The following is a 17,875-nucleotide window of genomic DNA, read 5'->3' as shown; positions in this document are numbered from 1 at the left end:
CATTGCTCAGACGCAAGGTCAATCTGTCTGCGTAGTGATCCGACAGCTCTTGCGGTTACGGATCTGTTCTTCCGAGGGCCGTTCTTTCACGAACTCGAAGCGCGGCTCCCCCTCGCTGTAGGTTACCAGCCAGCCCCACTCCAATTCAGACTCATCCTGACCAGGTTTCGGTGGCGCAGCCCACCAGGGTTCTTTGTTAACGATCTGGCGCATACCCCCTCCCGTTAATTCGGATCACCTCAACTATAACGTGCATGCCTGAGTCTGTTGACCTTTGGTGCCGATCGCGACCCGCCAAGTGGTTGATTCGTCGGATTCAGGGTAACGAAAGGTGGCCGCAACGGTCCAACACCTAGACAACGCACACGGCAATGCTCAAGGTGTCGCCTGCTGATTGCCATTGCCTTTGGAGTACCAATGCCCGCTGTATTTTTACGCCCGTTTTTCCGGTTAGCCGTACTGATCTTCTCCCTGGGCACGTCATTCTCTGCGTCCTCTGCGCCCGCCTGTCCGGCAGGGCAGTCCCAAGTCTGCGTGGGCGCCTGTTTTTGTGCTCCAGGCTCCAAAGAGGAGATAGGGCCGCTCTTCGAAAACATGAGCAAAATGGCTGCCTCTGGATTACAGGCGTGGATAGTGCAATCGCGCAACACCGCGGCAGCTGGCGATATTCAGCCCATCCCGCTGAATATCCGCGCCCAGCTCGAACCCTACTATGACATCCAGGTGCTCGATACGGCCCGCTACAAAGTCGGTGATGATGAGGAGCTGAATACCGCAAACACCATGCTGCAGAATCCCGATGTGGAGGCGGTCACTCTGGTGGACATCATCGTCTTTCGAAACCCCGATGACGCCCTGAACAATGCCGCGCTCTGGGCGCATGAGTTGAAGCACGTGCAGCAGTACCTGCAATGGGGCGTTGGCGAATTTGCCGCTCGCTATACCCGTGACTACAACGCCATCGAGGCACCGGCCTACGAGATTCAGGCCCGGGTGGCCAGAGCGCTGAAAACCAGCGTGACTCAGTCCGGGCCGCATCGGTAAACCCTGGCACTCGCCAATCAGAAGTTCGCGGGGGTGTTCGCGCTGATGATCTCTGCCTCATCCTGGCCGATATTGCGGAAGCGATGAGGCAAGGTGGTGGGAAAGTAGTAGCCGTCTCCGGCATTGAGCACACTGACCTGTCCATCGATCGTCAACTCGACGGTGCCACGTGTCACCAGCCCGCACTCCTCGCCTTCGGCGTGCATGATGGGCTCCTCGCCGGAACTCGCTCCTGGCGCGTATTGCTCACGCAGAAAGCGCATCTGCCGGTTCGGCACGACCGCCCCCACGAGCAACAGGCGCACCCCATGGCGGCCCAGATCGGGCTGCTCACTGGAGCGGAAGACGTAACGGTCTTCCCGAGGGGGCTGGTCGAAGGTGAAGAAATCCGCCAACGACATGGGAATGCTTTCGAGCAGTTTCTTGAGAGAGCTGACTGAAGGGCTGACGCGATTCTGCTCAATCAAGGAGATCGTGGCATTGGTGACGCCGCTACGCCTGGCCAGCTCGCGCTGAGACAGCTTATAGCTCTCGCGCACTAATTTGAGTCGTGTGCCCGTGTCCATGACAGCCTTATGTGAAAAATACTCAAGGGCACTGTGGAAGGGATGGTGGGCGTCGAACAATCACCGTTTCCCTGCCCCAGATACGTGGAAGCCAAGTATTAAATCACGTTTGTTCGCACAGCTCAGCAGGTTACCTGAATGACCGACATAAAAAGCCGGCGGCCGGCACCTGGCCGGCCGCCGCCGTCAGTTCCAGCTAGATCCCGAAGCGGTCACGCATCGCGTAATAAGCGGCGCCCATGGCGGTGAGCGGAGCCTGGAAGGTTCTGCCACCGATCATCGGCATGTGCGGCAGCGAGGCAAACGCATCGAAGCGCTCCGCGTCACCGCGGATCATTTCCGAAATCAGTTTCCCGGCCAGGTGCGAACAGGTCACACCATGCCCGCTATAGCCCTGCATGTAGTAGGCATTCTTTTCGATGCGCCCGAATTGCGGCATACGTGACATGGTCAGCAGGAAGTTGCCGGTCCAGCGGTAATCGATCTTCACGCCTTTGAGTTGCGGGAAGGTCTTGAGGATTTTCGGCAGGATCAGTTGTTCGATGTCATCGGGCTCGCGGGCACCGTAGACAACACCACCGCCATAAAGCAGGCGGTTGTCGGCCGTGAGCCGGAAGTAGTCGAGCAGGTAGTTACAGTCTTCGACGCAGTAGTTGTTGGCGATCAGACGCTTGGCGACACTCGAAGGCAACGGCTCGGTCACGACGATCTGTGAGCCGCACGGCATGCTCTTGCGAGTCACCCGCGGGTCCAGATCCTGGTTCAGATAGGCGTTGCCGGCGATCAGCAAATACTTCGCCCGCACCACGCCTTTGGCCGTGCGGACGGTAATCGGCTCACCGTAGGTGATTTCCACAGCGGCCGACTGTTCGAAGATTTTCCCGCCCAGACCAATGATGGCTGCCGCCTCGCCCAATGCCAGGTTCAACGGATGCACGTGACCGCCTTGCATGTCCAGCAGGCCGCCAACATAGTTGTCCGAGCCCACTTCCCTGGCGATGTCTGCCGCATCGAGCATTTTCAGCTGCTGGTTACCATAACGCTCCCAGCCGCTTTTCTGCTCGGCAAGACCTTTGAGTTGCTTCTTGTTGAGCGCCGCAAAAATCCCGCCGGGGCGGTAATCGCACTGGATGTCGTATTGCTTGATTCGTTGGCGAATGATGTCCGCGCCTTCGAAGATCATGCTCCCGAGTATTTCTGCGGTCTTGTCGCCGTAGCGCTGCTCGATGACATCGACGTCACGGCTATAGGAATTGACCAGTTGACCGCCGTTGCGACCGCTGGCGCCGAAGCCCACTTTGGCGGCCTCCAGCACCGTCACGCTGTAGCCCGCTTCAGCGAGAAACAGCGCCGATGACAAGCCGGTGTACCCCGCGCCGATCACGCAGACATCACACTCGACCCGCTGATCGAGGATTGGAAAATCGGCCACGGTGTTGCGGGTCGCGGCGTAGTAGCTATTGACATGTGTTTGCATCATTGAATTCCCGAGCGGCCGCACGCTGACGCCTGCGACCGCCGCTGTGAAATGACTTAAAGCTTGATCCAGGTCGCTTTGAGTTCGGTGTATTTATCGAACGCATGCAGTGACTTGTCGCGACCGTTACCCGACTGTTTGAAACCGCCAAAGGGCGCGGTCATGTCGCCACCGTCGTACTGATTGACCCAGACACTGCCCGCCCGAAGGCCTCGGGCAAAGGTGTGGGCCTTGCTCAGATCGCTGGTCCAGACGCCGGCGGCCAGGCCGAAGATGCTGTCGTTGGCGATCTGCAATGCTTCTTCAGCCGTATCGAAGGTGATGACCGACAGCACCGGGCCGAAGATCTCTTCCCGGGCAATCGTCATCGCGTTGGTCACGCCATCGAAAATCGCCGGCTCGACGTACAGGCCACCCGTGTCCTCAAGGGTGCGATTGCCGCCGGCGATCAACCGGGCGCCCTGCTCCTTGCCGACCTCGATGTACCTGAGCACGGATTCCAGCTGCCGTGCATCGACGACCGCGCCAACGCGCGTTTCCGGGTCCAGCGCATGTCCGGGCTTCCAGGCCTTCAACGCATCGACCAGCAACGGGATGAACTGATCCCTGATCGAACGCTCGACCAGCAGCCGGGAACCCGCCGTGCAGACTTCGCCCTGGTTGAAGGCGATGGCGCTGGCAGCAGCCTGCGCCGCCGCTTGCAAGTCCGGCGCATCGGCAAACACCACGTTGGGGCTTTTGCCGCCCGCCTCCAGCCATACGCGCTTCATGTTGCTTTGCCCGGAGTAGATCAGCAGTTGCTTGGCCACCGCGGTCGAGCCGGTAAATGCCAGTACATCGACATCCTGATGCAGCGCCAGCGCCTTGCCGACCGTGTGACCGAAGCCAGGCAGTACGTTGAAGACCCCCTTGGGGATCCCCGCGTCCAGCGCCAGTTGGGCAATCCGGATCGCCGTGAGCGGCGACTTCTCCGACGGCTTGAGGATGAATGAGTTACCCGCTGCCAGCGCCGGTGCGAACTTCCAGCTGGCCATGATCAGCGGAAAATTCCACGGCACGATCGCCGCCACCACGCCCGCTGGTTCACGGGTAATGAGCCCGAGCTGATCCACCGGCGTCGGTGCGACCTCATCGTAGAGCTTGTCGATCGCCTCGGCGCTCCAGCGGATCGCATTGGCGGTCGCCGGTACGTCGATGGCCAGGGAGTCGCTGATGGGCTTGCCCATGTCGAGGGTTTCCAGCAGCGCCAGTTCCTCCTGGTTCGCCAGAATCAGATCGGCGAAACGAATCAGAATGCGCTTGCGCTCGGCCGGGGCCAGTTTGGCCCAGATGCCGGATTCGAATGCCTGGCGCGCGACGATCACCGCCGCATTCGCGTCGGCCTCATCGGTGCTGGCAACGTTCGCCAGAAAGCGACCGTCCACCGGGCTGATGCATTCGAAGGTGTCGCCGCTGAGTGCCGAGCGGTATTGGCCGTCAATGAATGCCCGGCCTTCTAGTGTCAAGGACTGAAAGCGTTGCTCCCAGTCGCTGCGAGTGTTTGCCATGATTGTGACTCGACGCAGAGAAATAGTTGATCGTCTGGCTAATGCCAAAGAATCAGAAAACAGCACTCCCTGTGGGAGCGAGCTTGCTCGCGATAGCGGTGTGTCAGGCACCATCAATGTTGACTTTGCCGACCTCATCGCGAGCAAGCTCGCTCCCACATTGGATTGGTGTTTCGCCTTAACTGACTGGTATTAGCCAATCAGACCGTGTGCAAGTACCAGTTGTACTCAAGGTCTGAAATGGAGTTTTCAAACTCGGCGAGTTCGCTTTCCTTGCACGCCACAAACACATCGATGTACAGCGGATCGATGTAGCGAGCCATGACTTCGCTGTCGTCCAGCTCGCGCAGGGCATCGCGCAGGTTGTTCGGCAAGCTCTGCTCGTTCTGTTCGTAGGAGTTGCCTTCGACCGGCGCGCCAGGTTCGATCTGGTTGGTCAGACCGTGGTGAATGCCGGTCAGTACCGAAGCCATCAACAGGTACGGGTTGGCATCGGCACCGGCGACCCGATGCTCGATACGCACGGCATCGGCGGAGCCGGTCGGTACGCGCACCGCGACGGTACGGTTATCGATACCCCAGCTCGGCGAGTTCGGCACGTAGAACTGTGCGCCGAAACGACGGTACGAGTTGACGTTCGGGCAAAGGAAGGCCATCTGCGCCGGCAGGGTCTCGAGCACACCGCCGATCGCATGACGCAGTGCGGCGTTCTGCTCGGGATCCTCACTGGCAAAGATGTTATTGCCTTCTTTATCAAGGATCGAGATATGCACGTGCAGACCATTACCTGCCTGGCCCGGGTAAGGCTTGGCCATGAAGGTGGTGTCCATTTCATGGTCGTAGGCGATGTTCTTGACCAGGCGCTTGAGCAGCACCGCGTAATCACAGGCTTTGATCGGGTCGGCGACGTGGTGCAGGTTCACTTCGAACTGCGCCGGAGCACTTTCCTTGACGATCGCATCGGCAGGGATGCCTTGCTCTTTCGCACCTTCCAGAATGTCCTGGAGGCAATCGACGTATTCGTCCAGATCGTCGATCAGGTAGACCTGGGTCGAATGCGGGCGTTTGCCGGAGATTGGCGAGCGTGGTGACTGAGGCCGTCCGTTCACGTTGTCCTGGTCGATCAGGTAGAACTCCAGCTCGAACGCGGCGCAGATGGTCAGGCCCATGTCATCGAACTTGCTCACGACCCGACGCAGCACTTCCCGAGGATCGGCGAAGAACGGCTGCCCTTCGAGCTCGTGCATGGTCATTAACAGTTGCGCGGTCGGGCGCTTCTGCCAGGGCTCCACGCAAAGGGTGTCGGGGATCGGATAACAGATTCGGTCGGAGTCACCGATGTCCAGACCCAGACCGGTGCTTTCCACTGTAGAGCCGTTGATATCCAGGGCAAACAGGGAAGCCGGGAGGTTGATACCTTTTTCGTAGACCTTGTGGAGACTGGTGCGCTCGATGCGCTTGCCGCGCACCACGCCGTTCATATCCGCAATCAGAAGGTCAACGTACAAAACCTCAGGATGTTTCTTAAGGAATGCGTTCGCTTCGTTGAGCTGAACGGCACGCAGGGGTACCGACATGATGCACCTATTATGTTAATTATAATTTTCACCGCCCTTTCACCACTTCAGTCAATCCGAAAGGCAGAGTGAAGTCAATAGCGAACAAAAGGCCTCGTCATTGAATTTTTTGTCCAGTACAGCACCATTATGGTGCGCTACATCGCCAAATGCTGACCCATATAGGCAAAGTCACTTCGAAGCCGTCCATAATTTTTTACATGGCAGTTGTTAAATAAAATCAACAAGGCTAAGCTCCGAAAAAGCTCGTTCAAGTGCATTTTTCGAGGTGATAAAAATGGCAATCAAGCCATTGATCGGCGTTACTGCGTGCGTCAAAGAGATTGGGCTGCATCCCTATCATGTGAGCGCAGACAAGTACTTGCGTGCTGTCAGCGTTGCCGCACAGGGGCTCCCCGTCATCATCCCTTCCCTGGCTGAACTGACGGAGATAGACGGGCTGCTCAAGCATCTGGACGGTCTGCTGTTTACCGGCTCGCCCTCCAATGTGGAGCCGTTCCACTATCAGGGCGCCGCGAGCGAAGCGGGCACTGCACACGATCCGCAGCGCGACCGCACCACCCTTCCCCTGTTACGCGCAGCTGTCGCTGCCGGCATTCCGGTGCTTGGCATTTGCCGCGGTTTCCAGGAAATGAACGTGGCATTCGGCGGCAGTCTTCACCAGAAGGTGCACGAGACGGGCACGTTCATGGATCACCGCGAAGCCGATCACCCCAGCCTCGACGTCCAGTACGCGGCGGCCCATGCGGTCCATGTCCAGCCTGGCGGTGTGCTTGCAGCGCTGGACCTGCCCCCTGTGATTCAGGTCAATTCCATTCATGCCCAAGGCATCGACAGGCTGGCACCCGGTTTACGGGCCGAAGCCATCGCCCCCGATGGATTGATCGAAGCGATCTCAATAGAGGGCAGCAAGGCGTTCGCAGTCGGCGTGCAATGGCACCCGGAATGGCAGGTGCTATCGAACCCTCCTTACCTGAGTATTTTCCAGGCGTTTGGCGACGCGTGCCGGCAACGCGCCGCACATCGCAACGCACGCTGACAGCGGCTGCCCCGGCAAGACAACACCCAATGATTCCCACGCCACTGTGTCCAGGACGGTGCGCCAACGCGCACCACAGACAGCGGCCAGAACCTGTTCACGAAAACAAGAAGCAACGTTGAGCGGCCAGGAGGCTGCACGGAATAAACCCGCCCGGTGCGGGTTTGTCATCCACCTATTAAGTCAGGCCGCTTTGGCCCGGCTACTAATACCTGTTGGGAGTTTCACATGGCAAACGCCTCCAGCACTTACAGGAAGGCTCTTGAAGGCAACCCGCACCCCAAGAAGGTGCTGGTTAAAGTCGACCGCGTAACCAAGAAATTTGACGAGACAACGGCCGTGGACGATGTGTCCCTGGAAATCCACCAGGGCGAAATCTTCGCCATGCTGGGTGGCTCCGGCTCAGGCAAGTCGACACTCCTGCGCATGCTGGCAGGCTTCGAGCGCCCGACCGAAGGGCGCATTTACCTCGATGGCGTAGACATCACCGACATGCCGCCCTATGAGCGGCCCATCAACATGATGTTCCAGTCCTATGCTCTGTTCCCGCACATGACCGTGGCCCAGAACATTGCCTTTGGCCTGAAGCAGGATCGGCTTCCCAACGGCGAAATCGAAGCCCGCGTCGAGGAAATGCTCAAGCTGGTGCATATGACCCAGTACGCCAGACGCAAGCCGCACCAACTGTCCGGTGGCCAGCGTCAGCGCGTGGCCCTGGCACGTTCGCTGGCCAAGCGGCCCAAGCTGCTGTTGCTCGACGAACCGATGGGGGCACTGGATAAAAAGCTGCGCTCGCAGATGCAGCTCGAACTGGTCGAGATCATCGAGCGGGTCGGCGTGACCTGCGTGATGGTGACCCACGATCAGGAAGAGGCCATGACCATGGCCCAGCGCATCGCGATCATGCACCTGGGCTGGATTGCCCAGATCGGCAGTCCGGTCGATATCTACGAAGCACCTGTCAGCCGCATGGTGTGCGAATTCATCGGCAACGTGAATGCCTTCGACGGTTTCGTCACCGAAGACCAGGAAGGTCACGCGATCATTCAGAGCCCGGACCTTGAGCAGCATATTTATGTGGGCCACGGCGTCAGTACGTCGGTAGAAGACAAGTCCGTCACCTATGCCATTCGCCCGGAGAAACTGCTGGTCACCACGGTCAAGCCCGATGCCCGGTACAACTGGTCCAAAGGCAAGGTGCACGACATTGCCTACCTGGGTGGGCATTCGGTGTTTTATGTGCAACTGCCCGCTGGCAAGATCGTTCAGGCGTTCATGGCCAACGCCGAACGCCGGGGCGCACGCCCGACCTGGGACGATGAAGTCTATGTGTGGTGGGAAGACGACAGCGGCGTGGTACTGCGCTCATGACCACTCTTAATCAGCGGATTCAAAGCCTGATACCGAGTGGTCGTAAAGTCGTCATCGGTATTCCCTTCCTGTGGCTGTGCCTGTTCTTCATGCTGCCGTTCTTCCTGGTGATGAAGATCAGCTTCTCCGAAGCAGCCTTGGCCATTCCTCCCTACTCGGAAATCTACAGCTTCGCCGAACAGAAATTCCAACTGCTGCTGAACGTCGGTAACTATGCACTGTTGGCCGATGATGACCTGTACATCTCGGCCTACCTTGGCTCGCTGAAAGTCGCCTTTTTCAGCACGCTGATCTGCCTGTTGGTTGGCTTCCCGATGGCCTATGGCATCTCCAAGGCCCGCAAGGAAGCGCAGACCGTGCTGATACTGCTGATCATGATGCCGACCTGGACGGCGATCCTGATCCGCGTATATGCGTGGATGGGTATCTTGAGCAATAACGGTCTGCTGAATGCATTCTTGTTGTGGGCCGGCCTCATTCAGAACCCCATAGAAATATTGAACACCAACATCGCGGTGTATATCGGGGTGGTGTATGCCTACCTCCCCTTCATGGTCCTGCCGCTCTACGCCAACCTGGTCAAGCATGATCAGAGTCTGCTGGAAGCCGCATCGGACCTGGGGTCGAGCACCCTCAACAGCTTCTGGAAAATCACCGTGCCGCTGGCCAGGAACGGCATCATCGCAGGCAGCATGCTGGTGTTCATTCCGGTGGTCGGTGAATTCGTGATCCCGGAACTGCTCGGCGGACCGGAAACCCTGATGATCGGCCGCGTGCTGTGGCAGGAGTTCTTCAACAACCGTGGCTGGCCGGTGGCGTCCGCCCTGGCGGTGGTGATGCTGGCGATCCTGATTGTGCCGATCATCCTGTTCAACCGCAGCCAAGCCAAAGAGATGGAGGGACGGGCATGAACCGTTTCGGATTTTCACGATTGATGCTGGTGCTCGGCCTGATGTTCATCTATCTGCCGATGCTGATTCTGGTGATCTACTCGTTCAACGCCTCCAAGCTGGTGACGGTCTGGGGCGGATGGTCGGTGAAGTGGTACGTCGGCCTGCTGGACAATTCGCAGCTGATGGGCTCGGTGGGCCGTTCGCTGGAAATCGCCTGCTACACGGCGGTGGCGGCGGTGGCGCTGGGTACGCTGGCGGCTTTCGTGCTGACCCGCGTGACCCGCTTCAAGGGTCGCACGCTGTTTGGTGGCCTGGTCACCGCGCCGCTGGTGATGCCCGAAGTGATCACCGGCCTGTCGCTGTTGCTGCTGTTCGTGGCCATGGCGCAGCTGATCGGCTGGCCGATGGAGCGAGGCATTGTCACCATCTGGATCGCCCACACCACGTTCTGTGCGGCCTATGTGGCGGTGGTGGTTTCGGCACGCTTGCGCGAGCTGGACCTGTCCATCGAAGAAGCCGCCATGGACCTGGGGGCGCGGCCGTGGAAGGTGTTCTTCCTGATCACCATCCCGATGATCGCGCCATCGCTGGGAGCGGGCGGCATGATGTCCTTCGCCCTGTCGCTGGATGACCTGGTGTTGGCCAGCTTCGTCTCGGGTCCGGGCTCGACGACCTTGCCGATGGAAGTCTTCTCGGCAGTACGTCTGGGCGTGAAACCCGAGATCAACGCCGTGGCCAGTTTGATTCTGCTGGTGGTGTCACTGGTGACCTTCCTGGTCTGGTATTTCAGCCGCAAGGCCGAAGCCAATCGCAAACGCGCGATCCAGGAAGCCATGGACCAGACCGCGAGCGAATCGTGGAAGCAACCCGAGCAACAACTGGCGGGCGCGGCGGCATAGGTCCAGTTAACGAAAACCTATGGCCTGGTGATCAATTGTGGCGAGGGAGCTTGCTCCCGCTGGAGTGCGCAGCACTCCCAAACCCTGCGAATGCGGTATGTCTGAAGTTATGCGGTGGCAGGTTTTGGGGTCGCTTCGCAACCCAGCGGGAGCAAGCTCCCTCGCCACAGGTTTTGTGTTCGACGAGATTCACCAAAGCTGCAGAAAATCACAAGAAAAAAACGGAGTTGTACGGATGAAAATGTTTGGCAGGACTCTGCTCACGCTGTCCTTTTTGAGCGTGTCCTTTTTCAGCACGATCGCTACCTGCGCCCAGGCCAATGACAAGGTGCTGCGCGTCTACAACTGGTCGGACTACATTGCACCGGACACGGTCAAAAAATTCGAAGACGAAACCGGTATCCGGGTCGTCTACGACGTGTTCGACAGCAATGAAACCCTTGAAGCCAGGTTGCTCGCAGGCAAGTCGGGTTACGACATCGTCGTTCCCTCCAACAGCTTTCTGGCCAAACAGATCAAGGCCGGGGTCTACCAGACGCTGGACAAGTCGAAGTTGCCCAACTGGAAAAATCTCAACCCGACACTGTTGAAGAACGCCGCCGCCAGCGACACCGATAACGGCCACGCCTTTCCCTACATGTGGGGCTCGATTGGTATCGGCTTCAACCCGGACAAGGTCAGGCAAGCCTTGGGCACAGACGCACCGGTGAACTCCTGGGATCTGCTGTTCAAACCGGAAAATGCGGAAAAACTGAAATCCTGCGGCATCAGCTTCCTCGACTCGCCGACCGAAATGCTGCCGCTCGCCCTGCACTATCTGGGCTACCCGGTGAACTCCCAGGACAAACAGCAGATCGCCGAAGCTGAAGCACTGTTCATGAAAATCCGCCCATCGGTGACCTACTTCCATTCATCCAAGTACATCTCGGACCTTGCCAACGGCAACATCTGCGTAGCCGTTGGTTACTCCGGCGATGTGTTCCAGGCCAAGGCGCGCGCCGAGGAAGTCGGTGGCAGGGTGAAAATCGACTACAGCATTCCGAAAGAAGGTGCGGGCAGTTTCTATGACATGGTCGCCATCCCCAGTGACGCGGCAAACGTCGAAGGTGCCTACCAGTTCATGAACTTCCTGATGCGCCCGGAGATCATGGCCGAGATCACCAACAGTGTGGGTTACAGCAATGCCAACTCGGCGGCCACACCTTTAGTCGACGAGGCGATTCGTGACGATCCAGGCTTGTACCCGCCGCAAGCTGTCATGGCCACCCTCTATGCAATCCCCGACCTGCCGATCGCCACCCAACGCTTGATGACACGCGGCTGGACGCGGGTAAAACTCGGCAAATAGACATCCCGCGCCCCTTGCGGGCGCGACACGGAACTGTGGGAGCGCAGCGTTCGCTTAACTGAACGGCCCCCCTCGCCACAAGATTGTTTATCCCTTCTAACTGGCCGCGTTACTATCAATAGGTGCGGCTAACGGTTTCTTTCGCAGAGGGCAAGGGAATCAAAGGAATGCAGAGTATTCAGTTTCGAAAGGTCATCGACCTCAGTCATATCATCACACCGACTATCCCGGTTTGGCCTCACGACCCTGCGGTCGAGTTCGAGGTGGTGGCCTCACAGAAAAAAGACGGTTACTACCTGCGGCGGTTCAGCATGGGTGAGCACAGTGCAACCCATATGAACGCGCCCAATAGTTTCCATCCCAATGCCATCGGGATCGATGGCTATCAACCGGAGTCCCTGGTGCGGCCCGCCGCCGTGATCGATCTGCGAGCGCAAACCCGGGACAACCCTGACTATGTGATCGGCGTACAAGACATAGACAACTGGGAGCGAGATCACGGGCGCATCGACCAAGGTTCTATTGTGCTGTTTTACACCGGGTGGCAAGCCCTGTGGAACGATCCCAAGGGTTTTTTCAATGAAGACACCCTGGGCTTACACTTTCCAGGTGTCGGCGCTTCAACTACGAAATTTCTGCTTGAACAACGCCAGATCGCGGGTGTCGGTATCGATACGCACGGAATAGATCCAGGGCAGGACAGGGTATTCGCCACCAACAGTCAGGTTCTGGCGAAAAATGGCATCGTTCTGGAGTGTCTGACCAACCTCGATCAACTGCCAGCAAAAGGCGCAACACTGGTTATTGGCGTGCTTCGGCTGAAAGAAGGGTCGGGCTCCCCTGCTTCCGTGATGGCGTTTGTGCCCTGACCGCTGTTTAACTCGACGGCAAAAAAATTGATGTGAGCCTGTTTCAATGCTTGAGGCCCCGGGCATAAGTCACAGCCCGGGCGCTCCCAAGTTCGATTATTGGCTCTTGGCGCCTGATCCGGGTCGGCGGACAGCTCTCACCTTCCCGCTGCTTCCGCCTCCGCAGAAGAACTGATCGCCGCCATCGGATTCGAGCCCCGATACGCCGACTCCAGGCGGCATCTTGAGGCTCTCCATGACCTCTCCCGTTCGAGAGTCGACATGCCTCAATTCACTCTCGTCACCTTCCCAGGTGCCGTGCCAGAGTTCTCCGTCAATCCAGGTGACGCCGGTGACGAAGCGGTTGGACTCGATGGTGCGAAGCATCGTCCCGGTCTGGGGATCGATCTGATGAATCTTCCGGTCCCGAAACTCGCCCACCCAGAGTGTCCCTTCGGCCCACGTGAGCCCCGAGTCACTGCCGCCGGGCGCCGGGATCGTGGCGAGCACACGGCCGGTCTTGGGATCGATTTTCTGGATGCGATCCTCGGCGATCTGAAACAGGTGTTTACCGTCGAAGGCCGTTCCTGCATGGGCGGCGACGTCAATCGAGCGCAGCGTCTTCCCGCTCGCCGGATCGAGGGCGTTCAGTTTGTCTCCGGAAGCGAACCAGACGCGCTGACCGTCATAGGTAACGCCATGCACGTTGTCGATACCCGGAAAGGGTCCATATTCACGGAGGATTTCAGCTGCTGATCGTTTCATGTGTGCTTCCTCGTCGCGGGTTAGTGGAGTGCAGCCTACTCACTCGGCAGTGGAACGGGGAGTAACAAAGTGGTCGCGAATCCCGACACCGGTGGGGTCATCCAGCGACACGCTCGCCCGCGACCAAACGCCTGCACCTTGTTTGCCGCCGCCAGCGAATCGAGTGCACGCTGCACGGTGCGCTGGCTGGTGCCAAGCGCAAGCGCCAGCGCCGAGCTCGACCACGACTCACCGTCGGCGAGGAAGGCAAGCACCGCCGCATGCTGCTCTTCGACGGGCCGCGCCAGCACGACCACCTCGTGTGCGCCGCGTGGCACCAGGGCAAACCCGCGCTTGGTCGCGGTTACCCCGGCGAGCGGTCGAAGCGCCGCGCGAAGCCGCCCGACTTCGACGCGCAATCGCGCGCGATGGGACTCATCGACGAGCTTCAAGCGAAACGCTCGGGCGATGAGCGTTTCCCTCGGCACGTCTGCGGGCCACGCTTCGCCCAGCACCCGTGCGAGCACGAACAACACCGGGCGCCTGGCGAGCGAGACCAGAGTGCCTGCGTCACGCACGACATGACGGCACGCGTCCACGACGAGCGCGTTGGACACCAGTAACGCTTCAACCTCGTCGAGCAAAAGGGGTCGCTCTTCGCCGCGGGTAATCAGGCGCGCCGCGGGGGTGTTCAGAACGAGGGCTGCGCCTTCGACTTCCGCTGTCAGCGCAGGGATGCCGGCGTGGCGTGCAGCGTGCTCGGCCCGAGCCAGGGCCGCACGCGCCGCCTTCGTCCGCAGGCGTCGCAGTGCGATCCCCGCAACGACCAGTTCGTGAGCGGCGCGCAATGCGGGCGACAACGGTGTGGGGTCGAGCTCGGCGAGCCGACCCTCGGCCTCGTCAAGGCGCCCGATCAGAAGCAAGCGCCGGATGTCGAGATACCGTGCATGCGCGGCGTTCAGCCGGTCGCCGTGTTCCTCGAGCGTCGCCCGCGCTGCGTCGAGCGCTTTCGTCGGCCAGTCCAGATCGCGCGAGGCGAGCGCGATCTCGGCCTCGGCGACGACACACCGCGCGCGGGCCAAGGCCTCTTTCGGACCGAAGGCACGCGCCGCACTTCGCACCAGAGCCTTCGCGCGAACAAAGTCGCCGAGCTGCGCCATCGCGATGCCTCGAAGCGCGAGCGCCGGCGCATCATCGCGCAAGGCGACCCGGTTCAGTGCGCCGAGGGGATCACCCGCCGCGAGCGCACGCGCCGCGGCCGTAATCAGCGAGTCCATCTGAATCCCGCCACGCTTGTCACTCCCACCGTTCGGAGCCCGGTGCTTAGTCTATCTCACGACCACAGACCAGCACGTCGTATCGGAAATTGAACGAAAGAAGCCAATCTTGCCGCACGTCCTTCTGGAGGCCCTTGGTCGAGATGCCAAGCTAAACTGCAAGATCCAAAGCCCTCTGAATAGCAGTGGAGTCTTTATGAAAACGTCCATCTCCCCCTGCGTAGCTACGCTCCTCTCCATGTTTTGCCTTTGCGCCACTGCCGAGACAGTAACGCCGCTCAAAGGGCAGTCTCCCGAAACCGTCCAGCAGGACATCAGTGCCTGCCAGGCTCAGGCCGGCACCACCAGCAGCGCCAGCACCGATAGCTCGCAGTCTGGTGGACGCGCCCGTGGTGCCGCTACCGGCGCAGTAGCCGGTGCGGCGGTTGCCGGGGCGCGCGGCCGTCAGCACGATGAGGTCTATGACCGGGTGGACGAGGATGTCAAACAAGAGTACCGACAGAACCAGGCCAAGGATGCTGCGGTGGCAGGAATGGTGGTGGGCGGATCTCGGCAGCGCCAGGATCGTCGTGAGGATCGGCGAACGACGGAACAGACCCAGGCGGCCACTTCCTCCGCCTATGGCAATTGCATGCAGCAGCGTGGTTATCAGGTGACTCCCTGAACCTGGACAGCGCTTGCCTCTGTAGACGAATCGATGCGCTGTTGCGCGCAAACGTCCCGCAGGCAGCCACGCAACCAGCGATGCGCCAGATCGGCATCCAGCCGTGGATGCCAGAGCATTGAGACGGTGAACGTCGGCATGGAGAGCGCAAGCGAAAAGCTGTGCATGCCGATGCGCAGGCTCGCGGTGTGCCGTTCGGGAACACTGGCGATCAGGTCGGTGGTCCGGGCGAGCGCCAGCGCGGTTGAAAAGCCTGGGACGATCGTCACTATCTCCCGCGTAAGCTCGAGCGGCTTCAGGGCGTCATCGATAGGTCCCTTGTCGAGCCCCCGCCGGGAGACGCTGATGTGCCTGCCCGCCGCATAACGGGAGGGCGTGATCTCGCCCTGGCTCAGTGGGTGGCCCATTCGCACCACGCCAATGAAACGGTCGCGGAACAATGCCTGCGTACGTAGCTCCGGGCCAGCGGTTTTGCCTATGACACCCGTTTCCAGATCGACGGTCCCGTCGCGAAGTGGCGTGCTGTCTTTATCTGACTTGTGCACGAAGCGCAGCCGCACGCCAGGCGCTTGCTCGTCGACGCGCGCAATAAGGTCCGCTGCGAAGTTCTCCACAAAGCCTTCACTGGTGCGCAGCGTGAAGGTTCGGACCAGCTGTTTCAGGTCGAGCTTCTCAACAGGGCGCAGGACCGCTTCGGCGTCCTGCACCAGCTGACTGACCCGCTCGCGCAGTTCCAGCGCTCGGGGAGTGGGAACCAGACCGCGTCCGGCTCTGACCAACAGCGGATCGCCGGTCGTTTCACGCAATCGCGCCAGTGCCCGACTCATCGCCGACGGGCTAAGCCGCAACCGCTGCGCTGCGCGCGCGACGCTACCTTCTGCGAGCAGCACATCCAGGGTAACCAGCAAATTGAGATCAGGTGTCGACATGCATCGCCTCTGGCATGGCGTAATCGGGATATGGCGTCAAACGCACTAATAAAATGCAAATAGTGCGCCTTCCGCCATGTTATGCGCAGGCGTAGATTTCTGATAGCTCCGTTTCGTGAGTCGCCAAAAACAGGGGACATGATGAAGTTAAATTTTGCAGTAGCAGCCAGTGCGCAACGGACTCCCGCAGTTCGCTGGGCGCTCGCCTGCCTCTCGCTATCCATGTTGCTGTCCTCGCTCGGCACCAGCATCGCCAATGTTGGCTTGCCGACCTTGGCACAGGCGTTCAACGCCTCCTTCCAGCAAGTCCAGTGGATCGTCATCGCTTATCTCCTCGCCATCACCACCCTGATCGTCAGCGTCGGACGGCTCGGTGACATCATCGGCCGTCGGCGGCTGTTACTGGCCGGTATCTTCTTGTTCACCCTGGCCTCGGCCCTGTGCGGCTTCGCGCCCACCCTCTGGCTGCTGATTGGCGCCCGGGGGCTGCAAGGCCTCGGCGCGGCCATAATGATGGCCCTGACCATGGCCTTTGTCGGCGAGACGGTTCCCAAGGCAAAGACCGGTAGCGCCATGGGGTTGCTCGGGACGATGTCCGCGACGGGCACCGCTATGGGGCCGCCGCTCGGTGGAATTCTGATTGCCGGACTCGGCTGGCAGGCCATCTTCCTCGTCACCGTACCCCTGGGTATCCTGACTTTTGTTCTCGCCCATCGTTACCTGCCCGCCGATCGCCCCACGCCGAAGGCCAATCTCCAGGCACCGAAGACCGATCGGGCCGGCTTCGACTCTGTGGGCACGCTGCTGCTGGCGCTGACGCTCGCGGCTTATGCGCTCGCCATGACGATGGGTCGCGGCAGTTTCGGCCCGCTCAACATGGCCCTGCTGTTGACTGCCGGCTTAGGCGCCGGCCTGTTCGTGCTCGTCGAAGCGCAAGTCGCATCACCGTTGATTCGATTGGCGATGTTCCGCAATCCGCTGCTGAGTGGCAGCCTCGCCATGAGTGCGCTGGTCTCGACGGTGATGATGGCGACGCTAGTGGTCGGGCCCTTCTATCTCGCGCACGCGCTCGGGCTTGACGCCGCGCTTGTTGGCCTGGTCCTGGCGGTCGGGCCGTTTTTCGCTGCACTGACGGGTGTGCCCGCAGGTCGCATTGCCGACCGTTTTGGCGCCCGACGCATGACCCTCTTCGGGCTCATCGGAATGGCGGCCGGCTGCCTCATTCTCTCGGTGATGCCGGAGACCCTCGGCATCTGCGGCTACATCGCCCCCATCGTCGTCATCACCATCAGCTATGCACTGTTCCAGACGGCCAATAACACTGCGGTCATGACGGATATTCGCCCGGACCAACGGGGCGTCATCTCCGGCATGCTCAACCTGTCGCGAAATCTGGGGCTCATCACCGGCGCATCCGCGTTGGGCGCGGTGTTCGCCTTTGCATCGGCGACGACCGACATCACCACGGCGCATCCCGAGGCTGTTGCCGCCGGTATGCGGATCACCTTCGCAGTCGCGCTGGCCCTGATCGCAGCCGCATTCGCCATCGCGCTTGGAAGCCGCGCCCCAGCAATGCGCCCTTCGCTCCGGGGAGACAGCGACTAAGCTTTTGAGATTGCGCCACGCCTCCCAACACGCCTCCCAAGGAGATG

General features: G+C 60.1%; 17 protein-coding genes. 9 read left to right on the top strand and 8 right to left on the bottom strand.

Features of this window, described 5'->3' with window-relative positions; genetic code table 11:
• Nucleotides 1–18: 18 nt before the first annotated feature.
• Nucleotides 19–213, bottom strand: a complete 195-nt coding sequence (locus tag AC3I0A_RS11550) for a hypothetical protein (RefSeq protein WP_489377912.1) — start codon at nt 211–213, stop codon at nt 19–21.
• A gap of 204 nt (nt 214–417) precedes the next feature.
• Here AC3I0A_RS11550 and AC3I0A_RS11545 point away from each other — a divergent pair, with 204 nt between their 5' ends.
• Complete coding sequence (locus tag AC3I0A_RS11545; protein WP_489377910.1) at nt 418–1,044, top strand: eCIS core domain-containing protein; 627 nt, start codon at nt 418–420, stop codon at nt 1,042–1,044.
• A gap of 17 nt (nt 1,045–1,061) precedes the next feature.
• On the opposite strand, the gene AC3I0A_RS11540 is transcribed toward AC3I0A_RS11545, so the two are convergent.
• The 4 genes from AC3I0A_RS11540 to AC3I0A_RS11525 form a co-directional block, all read right to left on the bottom strand.
• Nucleotides 1,062–1,610, bottom strand: a complete 549-nt coding sequence (locus tag AC3I0A_RS11540; RefSeq protein ID WP_489378482.1) for a cupin domain-containing protein — start codon at nt 1,608–1,610, stop codon at nt 1,062–1,064.
• A 196-nt stretch (nt 1,611–1,806) separates the two neighbouring features.
• Nucleotides 1,807–3,090 carry an NAD(P)/FAD-dependent oxidoreductase gene (locus tag AC3I0A_RS11535; protein ID WP_489377909.1) on the bottom strand — a complete coding sequence of 428 codons (1,284 nt, stop codon included), beginning with the start codon at nt 3,088–3,090 and terminating at the stop codon, nt 1,807–1,809.
• 53 nt (nt 3,091–3,143) lie between these two features.
• Complete coding sequence (locus tag AC3I0A_RS11530) at nt 3,144–4,634, bottom strand: aldehyde dehydrogenase (RefSeq protein ID WP_489377907.1); 1,491 nt, start codon at nt 4,632–4,634, stop codon at nt 3,144–3,146.
• A 200-nt stretch (nt 4,635–4,834) separates the two neighbouring features.
• The gene (locus AC3I0A_RS11525) at nt 4,835–6,211 is read right to left on the bottom strand and encodes a glutamine synthetase family protein (RefSeq protein ID WP_489377906.1); all 1,377 of its coding nucleotides are present in this window, start codon (nt 6,209–6,211) and stop codon (nt 4,835–4,837) included.
• Nucleotides 6,212–6,488: 277 nt separating this feature from the next.
• Here AC3I0A_RS11525 and AC3I0A_RS11520 point away from each other — a divergent pair, with 277 nt between their 5' ends.
• The 6 genes from AC3I0A_RS11520 to AC3I0A_RS11495 all read left to right on the top strand — a co-directional run bounded on the left by AC3I0A_RS11520 (nt 6,489) and on the right by AC3I0A_RS11495 (nt 12,630).
• A complete protein-coding gene (locus tag AC3I0A_RS11520) occupies nt 6,489–7,250 on the top strand; it encodes a gamma-glutamyl-gamma-aminobutyrate hydrolase family protein (RefSeq protein ID WP_489377905.1) in 762 nt (253 codons plus the stop codon).
• A gap of 228 nt (nt 7,251–7,478) precedes the next feature.
• A complete protein-coding gene (potA, locus tag AC3I0A_RS11515) occupies nt 7,479–8,621 on the top strand; it encodes a polyamine ABC transporter ATP-binding protein (protein WP_489377904.1) in 1,143 nt (380 codons plus the stop codon).
• Nucleotides 8,622–8,650: 29 nt separating this feature from the next.
• Nucleotides 8,651–9,532: an ABC transporter permease subunit gene (locus AC3I0A_RS11510; RefSeq protein WP_489378481.1), complete on the top strand. Its 882-nt coding sequence runs from the start codon at nt 8,651–8,653 to the stop codon at nt 9,530–9,532.
• A complete protein-coding gene (locus tag AC3I0A_RS11505; RefSeq protein ID WP_489377902.1) occupies nt 9,529–10,413 on the top strand; it encodes an ABC transporter permease subunit in 885 nt (294 codons plus the stop codon). Before AC3I0A_RS11510 ends, AC3I0A_RS11505 begins: the two co-directional genes overlap by 4 nt.
• A 235-nt stretch (nt 10,414–10,648) precedes the next feature.
• Nucleotides 10,649–11,761 (top strand): polyamine ABC transporter substrate-binding protein, encoded by a 1,113-nt coding sequence (locus AC3I0A_RS11500; RefSeq protein WP_489377901.1) that lies wholly within the window; start codon nt 10,649–10,651, stop codon nt 11,759–11,761.
• 167 nt (nt 11,762–11,928) lie between these two features.
• Nucleotides 11,929–12,630, top strand: coding sequence for a cyclase family protein (locus AC3I0A_RS11495; RefSeq protein WP_489377900.1), 702 nt, complete (start codon nt 11,929–11,931; stop codon nt 12,628–12,630).
• Between the two features lie 96 nt (nt 12,631–12,726).
• Here the strand turns inward: AC3I0A_RS11495 and AC3I0A_RS11490 are convergent, their stop codons facing one another.
• The gene (locus tag AC3I0A_RS11490; RefSeq protein WP_489377899.1) at nt 12,727–13,374 is read right to left on the bottom strand and encodes a Vgb family protein; all 648 of its coding nucleotides are present in this window, start codon (nt 13,372–13,374) and stop codon (nt 12,727–12,729) included.
• Nucleotides 13,375–13,409: 35 nt separating this feature from the next.
• The gene (locus tag AC3I0A_RS11485) at nt 13,410–14,630 is read right to left on the bottom strand and encodes a helix-turn-helix domain-containing protein (RefSeq protein ID WP_489377897.1); all 1,221 of its coding nucleotides are present in this window, start codon (nt 14,628–14,630) and stop codon (nt 13,410–13,412) included.
• A 196-nt stretch (nt 14,631–14,826) separates the two neighbouring features.
• Here AC3I0A_RS11485 and AC3I0A_RS11480 point away from each other — a divergent pair, with 196 nt between their 5' ends.
• Nucleotides 14,827–15,294, top strand: coding sequence for a hypothetical protein (locus tag AC3I0A_RS11480; RefSeq protein ID WP_489377896.1), 468 nt, complete (start codon nt 14,827–14,829; stop codon nt 15,292–15,294).
• On the opposite strand, the gene AC3I0A_RS11475 is transcribed toward AC3I0A_RS11480, so the two are convergent.
• A complete protein-coding gene (locus tag AC3I0A_RS11475) occupies nt 15,279–16,223 on the bottom strand; it encodes a LysR family transcriptional regulator (RefSeq protein ID WP_489377895.1) in 945 nt (314 codons plus the stop codon). The two genes, AC3I0A_RS11480 and AC3I0A_RS11475, sit on opposite strands and share 16 nt — an antisense overlap.
• A gap of 141 nt (nt 16,224–16,364) precedes the next feature.
• On the opposite strand from AC3I0A_RS11475, the gene AC3I0A_RS11470 reads away from it, so the two are divergent.
• Nucleotides 16,365–17,828 carry an MFS transporter gene (locus AC3I0A_RS11470; protein WP_489377893.1) on the top strand — a complete coding sequence of 488 codons (1,464 nt, stop codon included), beginning with the start codon at nt 16,365–16,367 and terminating at the stop codon, nt 17,826–17,828.
• Nucleotides 17,829–17,875 lie beyond the last annotated feature (47 nt).

The sequence above is a fragment of the Pseudomonas sp. KH_024_B2 genome (assembly GCF_057839965.1).
The sequence above is the reverse complement of the archived record's forward strand: the minus strand, read 5'-3'. Positions and strand labels throughout refer to the sequence as shown.

Excerpts from the sequence above, each read along its gene's own strand:
- AC3I0A_RS11475 (WP_489377895.1), bottom strand. The coding sequence starts at position 16,223 with ATGTCGACACCTGATCTCAATTTGCTGGTTACCCTGGATGTGCTGCTC.
- AC3I0A_RS11485 (WP_489377897.1), bottom strand. The coding sequence starts at position 14,630 with ATGGACTCGCTGATTACGGCCGCGGCGCGTGCGCTCGCGGCGGGTGAT.
- AC3I0A_RS11525 (WP_489377906.1), bottom strand. The coding sequence starts at position 6,211 with ATGTCGGTACCCCTGCGTGCCGTTCAGCTCAACGAAGCGAACGCATTC.
- AC3I0A_RS11550 (WP_489377912.1), bottom strand. The coding sequence starts at position 213 with ATGCGCCAGATCGTTAACAAAGAACCCTGGTGGGCTGCGCCACCGAAA.
- AC3I0A_RS11540 (WP_489378482.1), bottom strand. The coding sequence starts at position 1,610 with ATGGACACGGGCACACGACTCAAATTAGTGCGCGAGAGCTATAAGCTG.
- AC3I0A_RS11495 (WP_489377900.1), top strand. The coding sequence starts at position 11,929 with ATGCAGAGTATTCAGTTTCGAAAGGTCATCGACCTCAGTCATATCATC.
- AC3I0A_RS11505 (WP_489377902.1), top strand. The coding sequence starts at position 9,529 with ATGAACCGTTTCGGATTTTCACGATTGATGCTGGTGCTCGGCCTGATG.
- potA (WP_489377904.1), top strand. The coding sequence starts at position 7,479 with ATGGCAAACGCCTCCAGCACTTACAGGAAGGCTCTTGAAGGCAACCCG.
- AC3I0A_RS11490 (WP_489377899.1), bottom strand. The coding sequence starts at position 13,374 with ATGAAACGATCAGCAGCTGAAATCCTCCGTGAATATGGACCCTTTCCG.
- AC3I0A_RS11470 (WP_489377893.1), top strand. The coding sequence starts at position 16,365 with ATGAAGTTAAATTTTGCAGTAGCAGCCAGTGCGCAACGGACTCCCGCA.
- AC3I0A_RS11545 (WP_489377910.1), top strand. The coding sequence starts at position 418 with ATGCCCGCTGTATTTTTACGCCCGTTTTTCCGGTTAGCCGTACTGATC.
- AC3I0A_RS11480 (WP_489377896.1), top strand. The coding sequence starts at position 14,827 with ATGAAAACGTCCATCTCCCCCTGCGTAGCTACGCTCCTCTCCATGTTT.
- AC3I0A_RS11530 (WP_489377907.1), bottom strand. The coding sequence starts at position 4,634 with ATGGCAAACACTCGCAGCGACTGGGAGCAACGCTTTCAGTCCTTGACA.
- AC3I0A_RS11520 (WP_489377905.1), top strand. The coding sequence starts at position 6,489 with ATGGCAATCAAGCCATTGATCGGCGTTACTGCGTGCGTCAAAGAGATT.
- AC3I0A_RS11500 (WP_489377901.1), top strand. The coding sequence starts at position 10,649 with ATGAAAATGTTTGGCAGGACTCTGCTCACGCTGTCCTTTTTGAGCGTG.
- AC3I0A_RS11535 (WP_489377909.1), bottom strand. The coding sequence starts at position 3,090 with ATGATGCAAACACATGTCAATAGCTACTACGCCGCGACCCGCAACACC.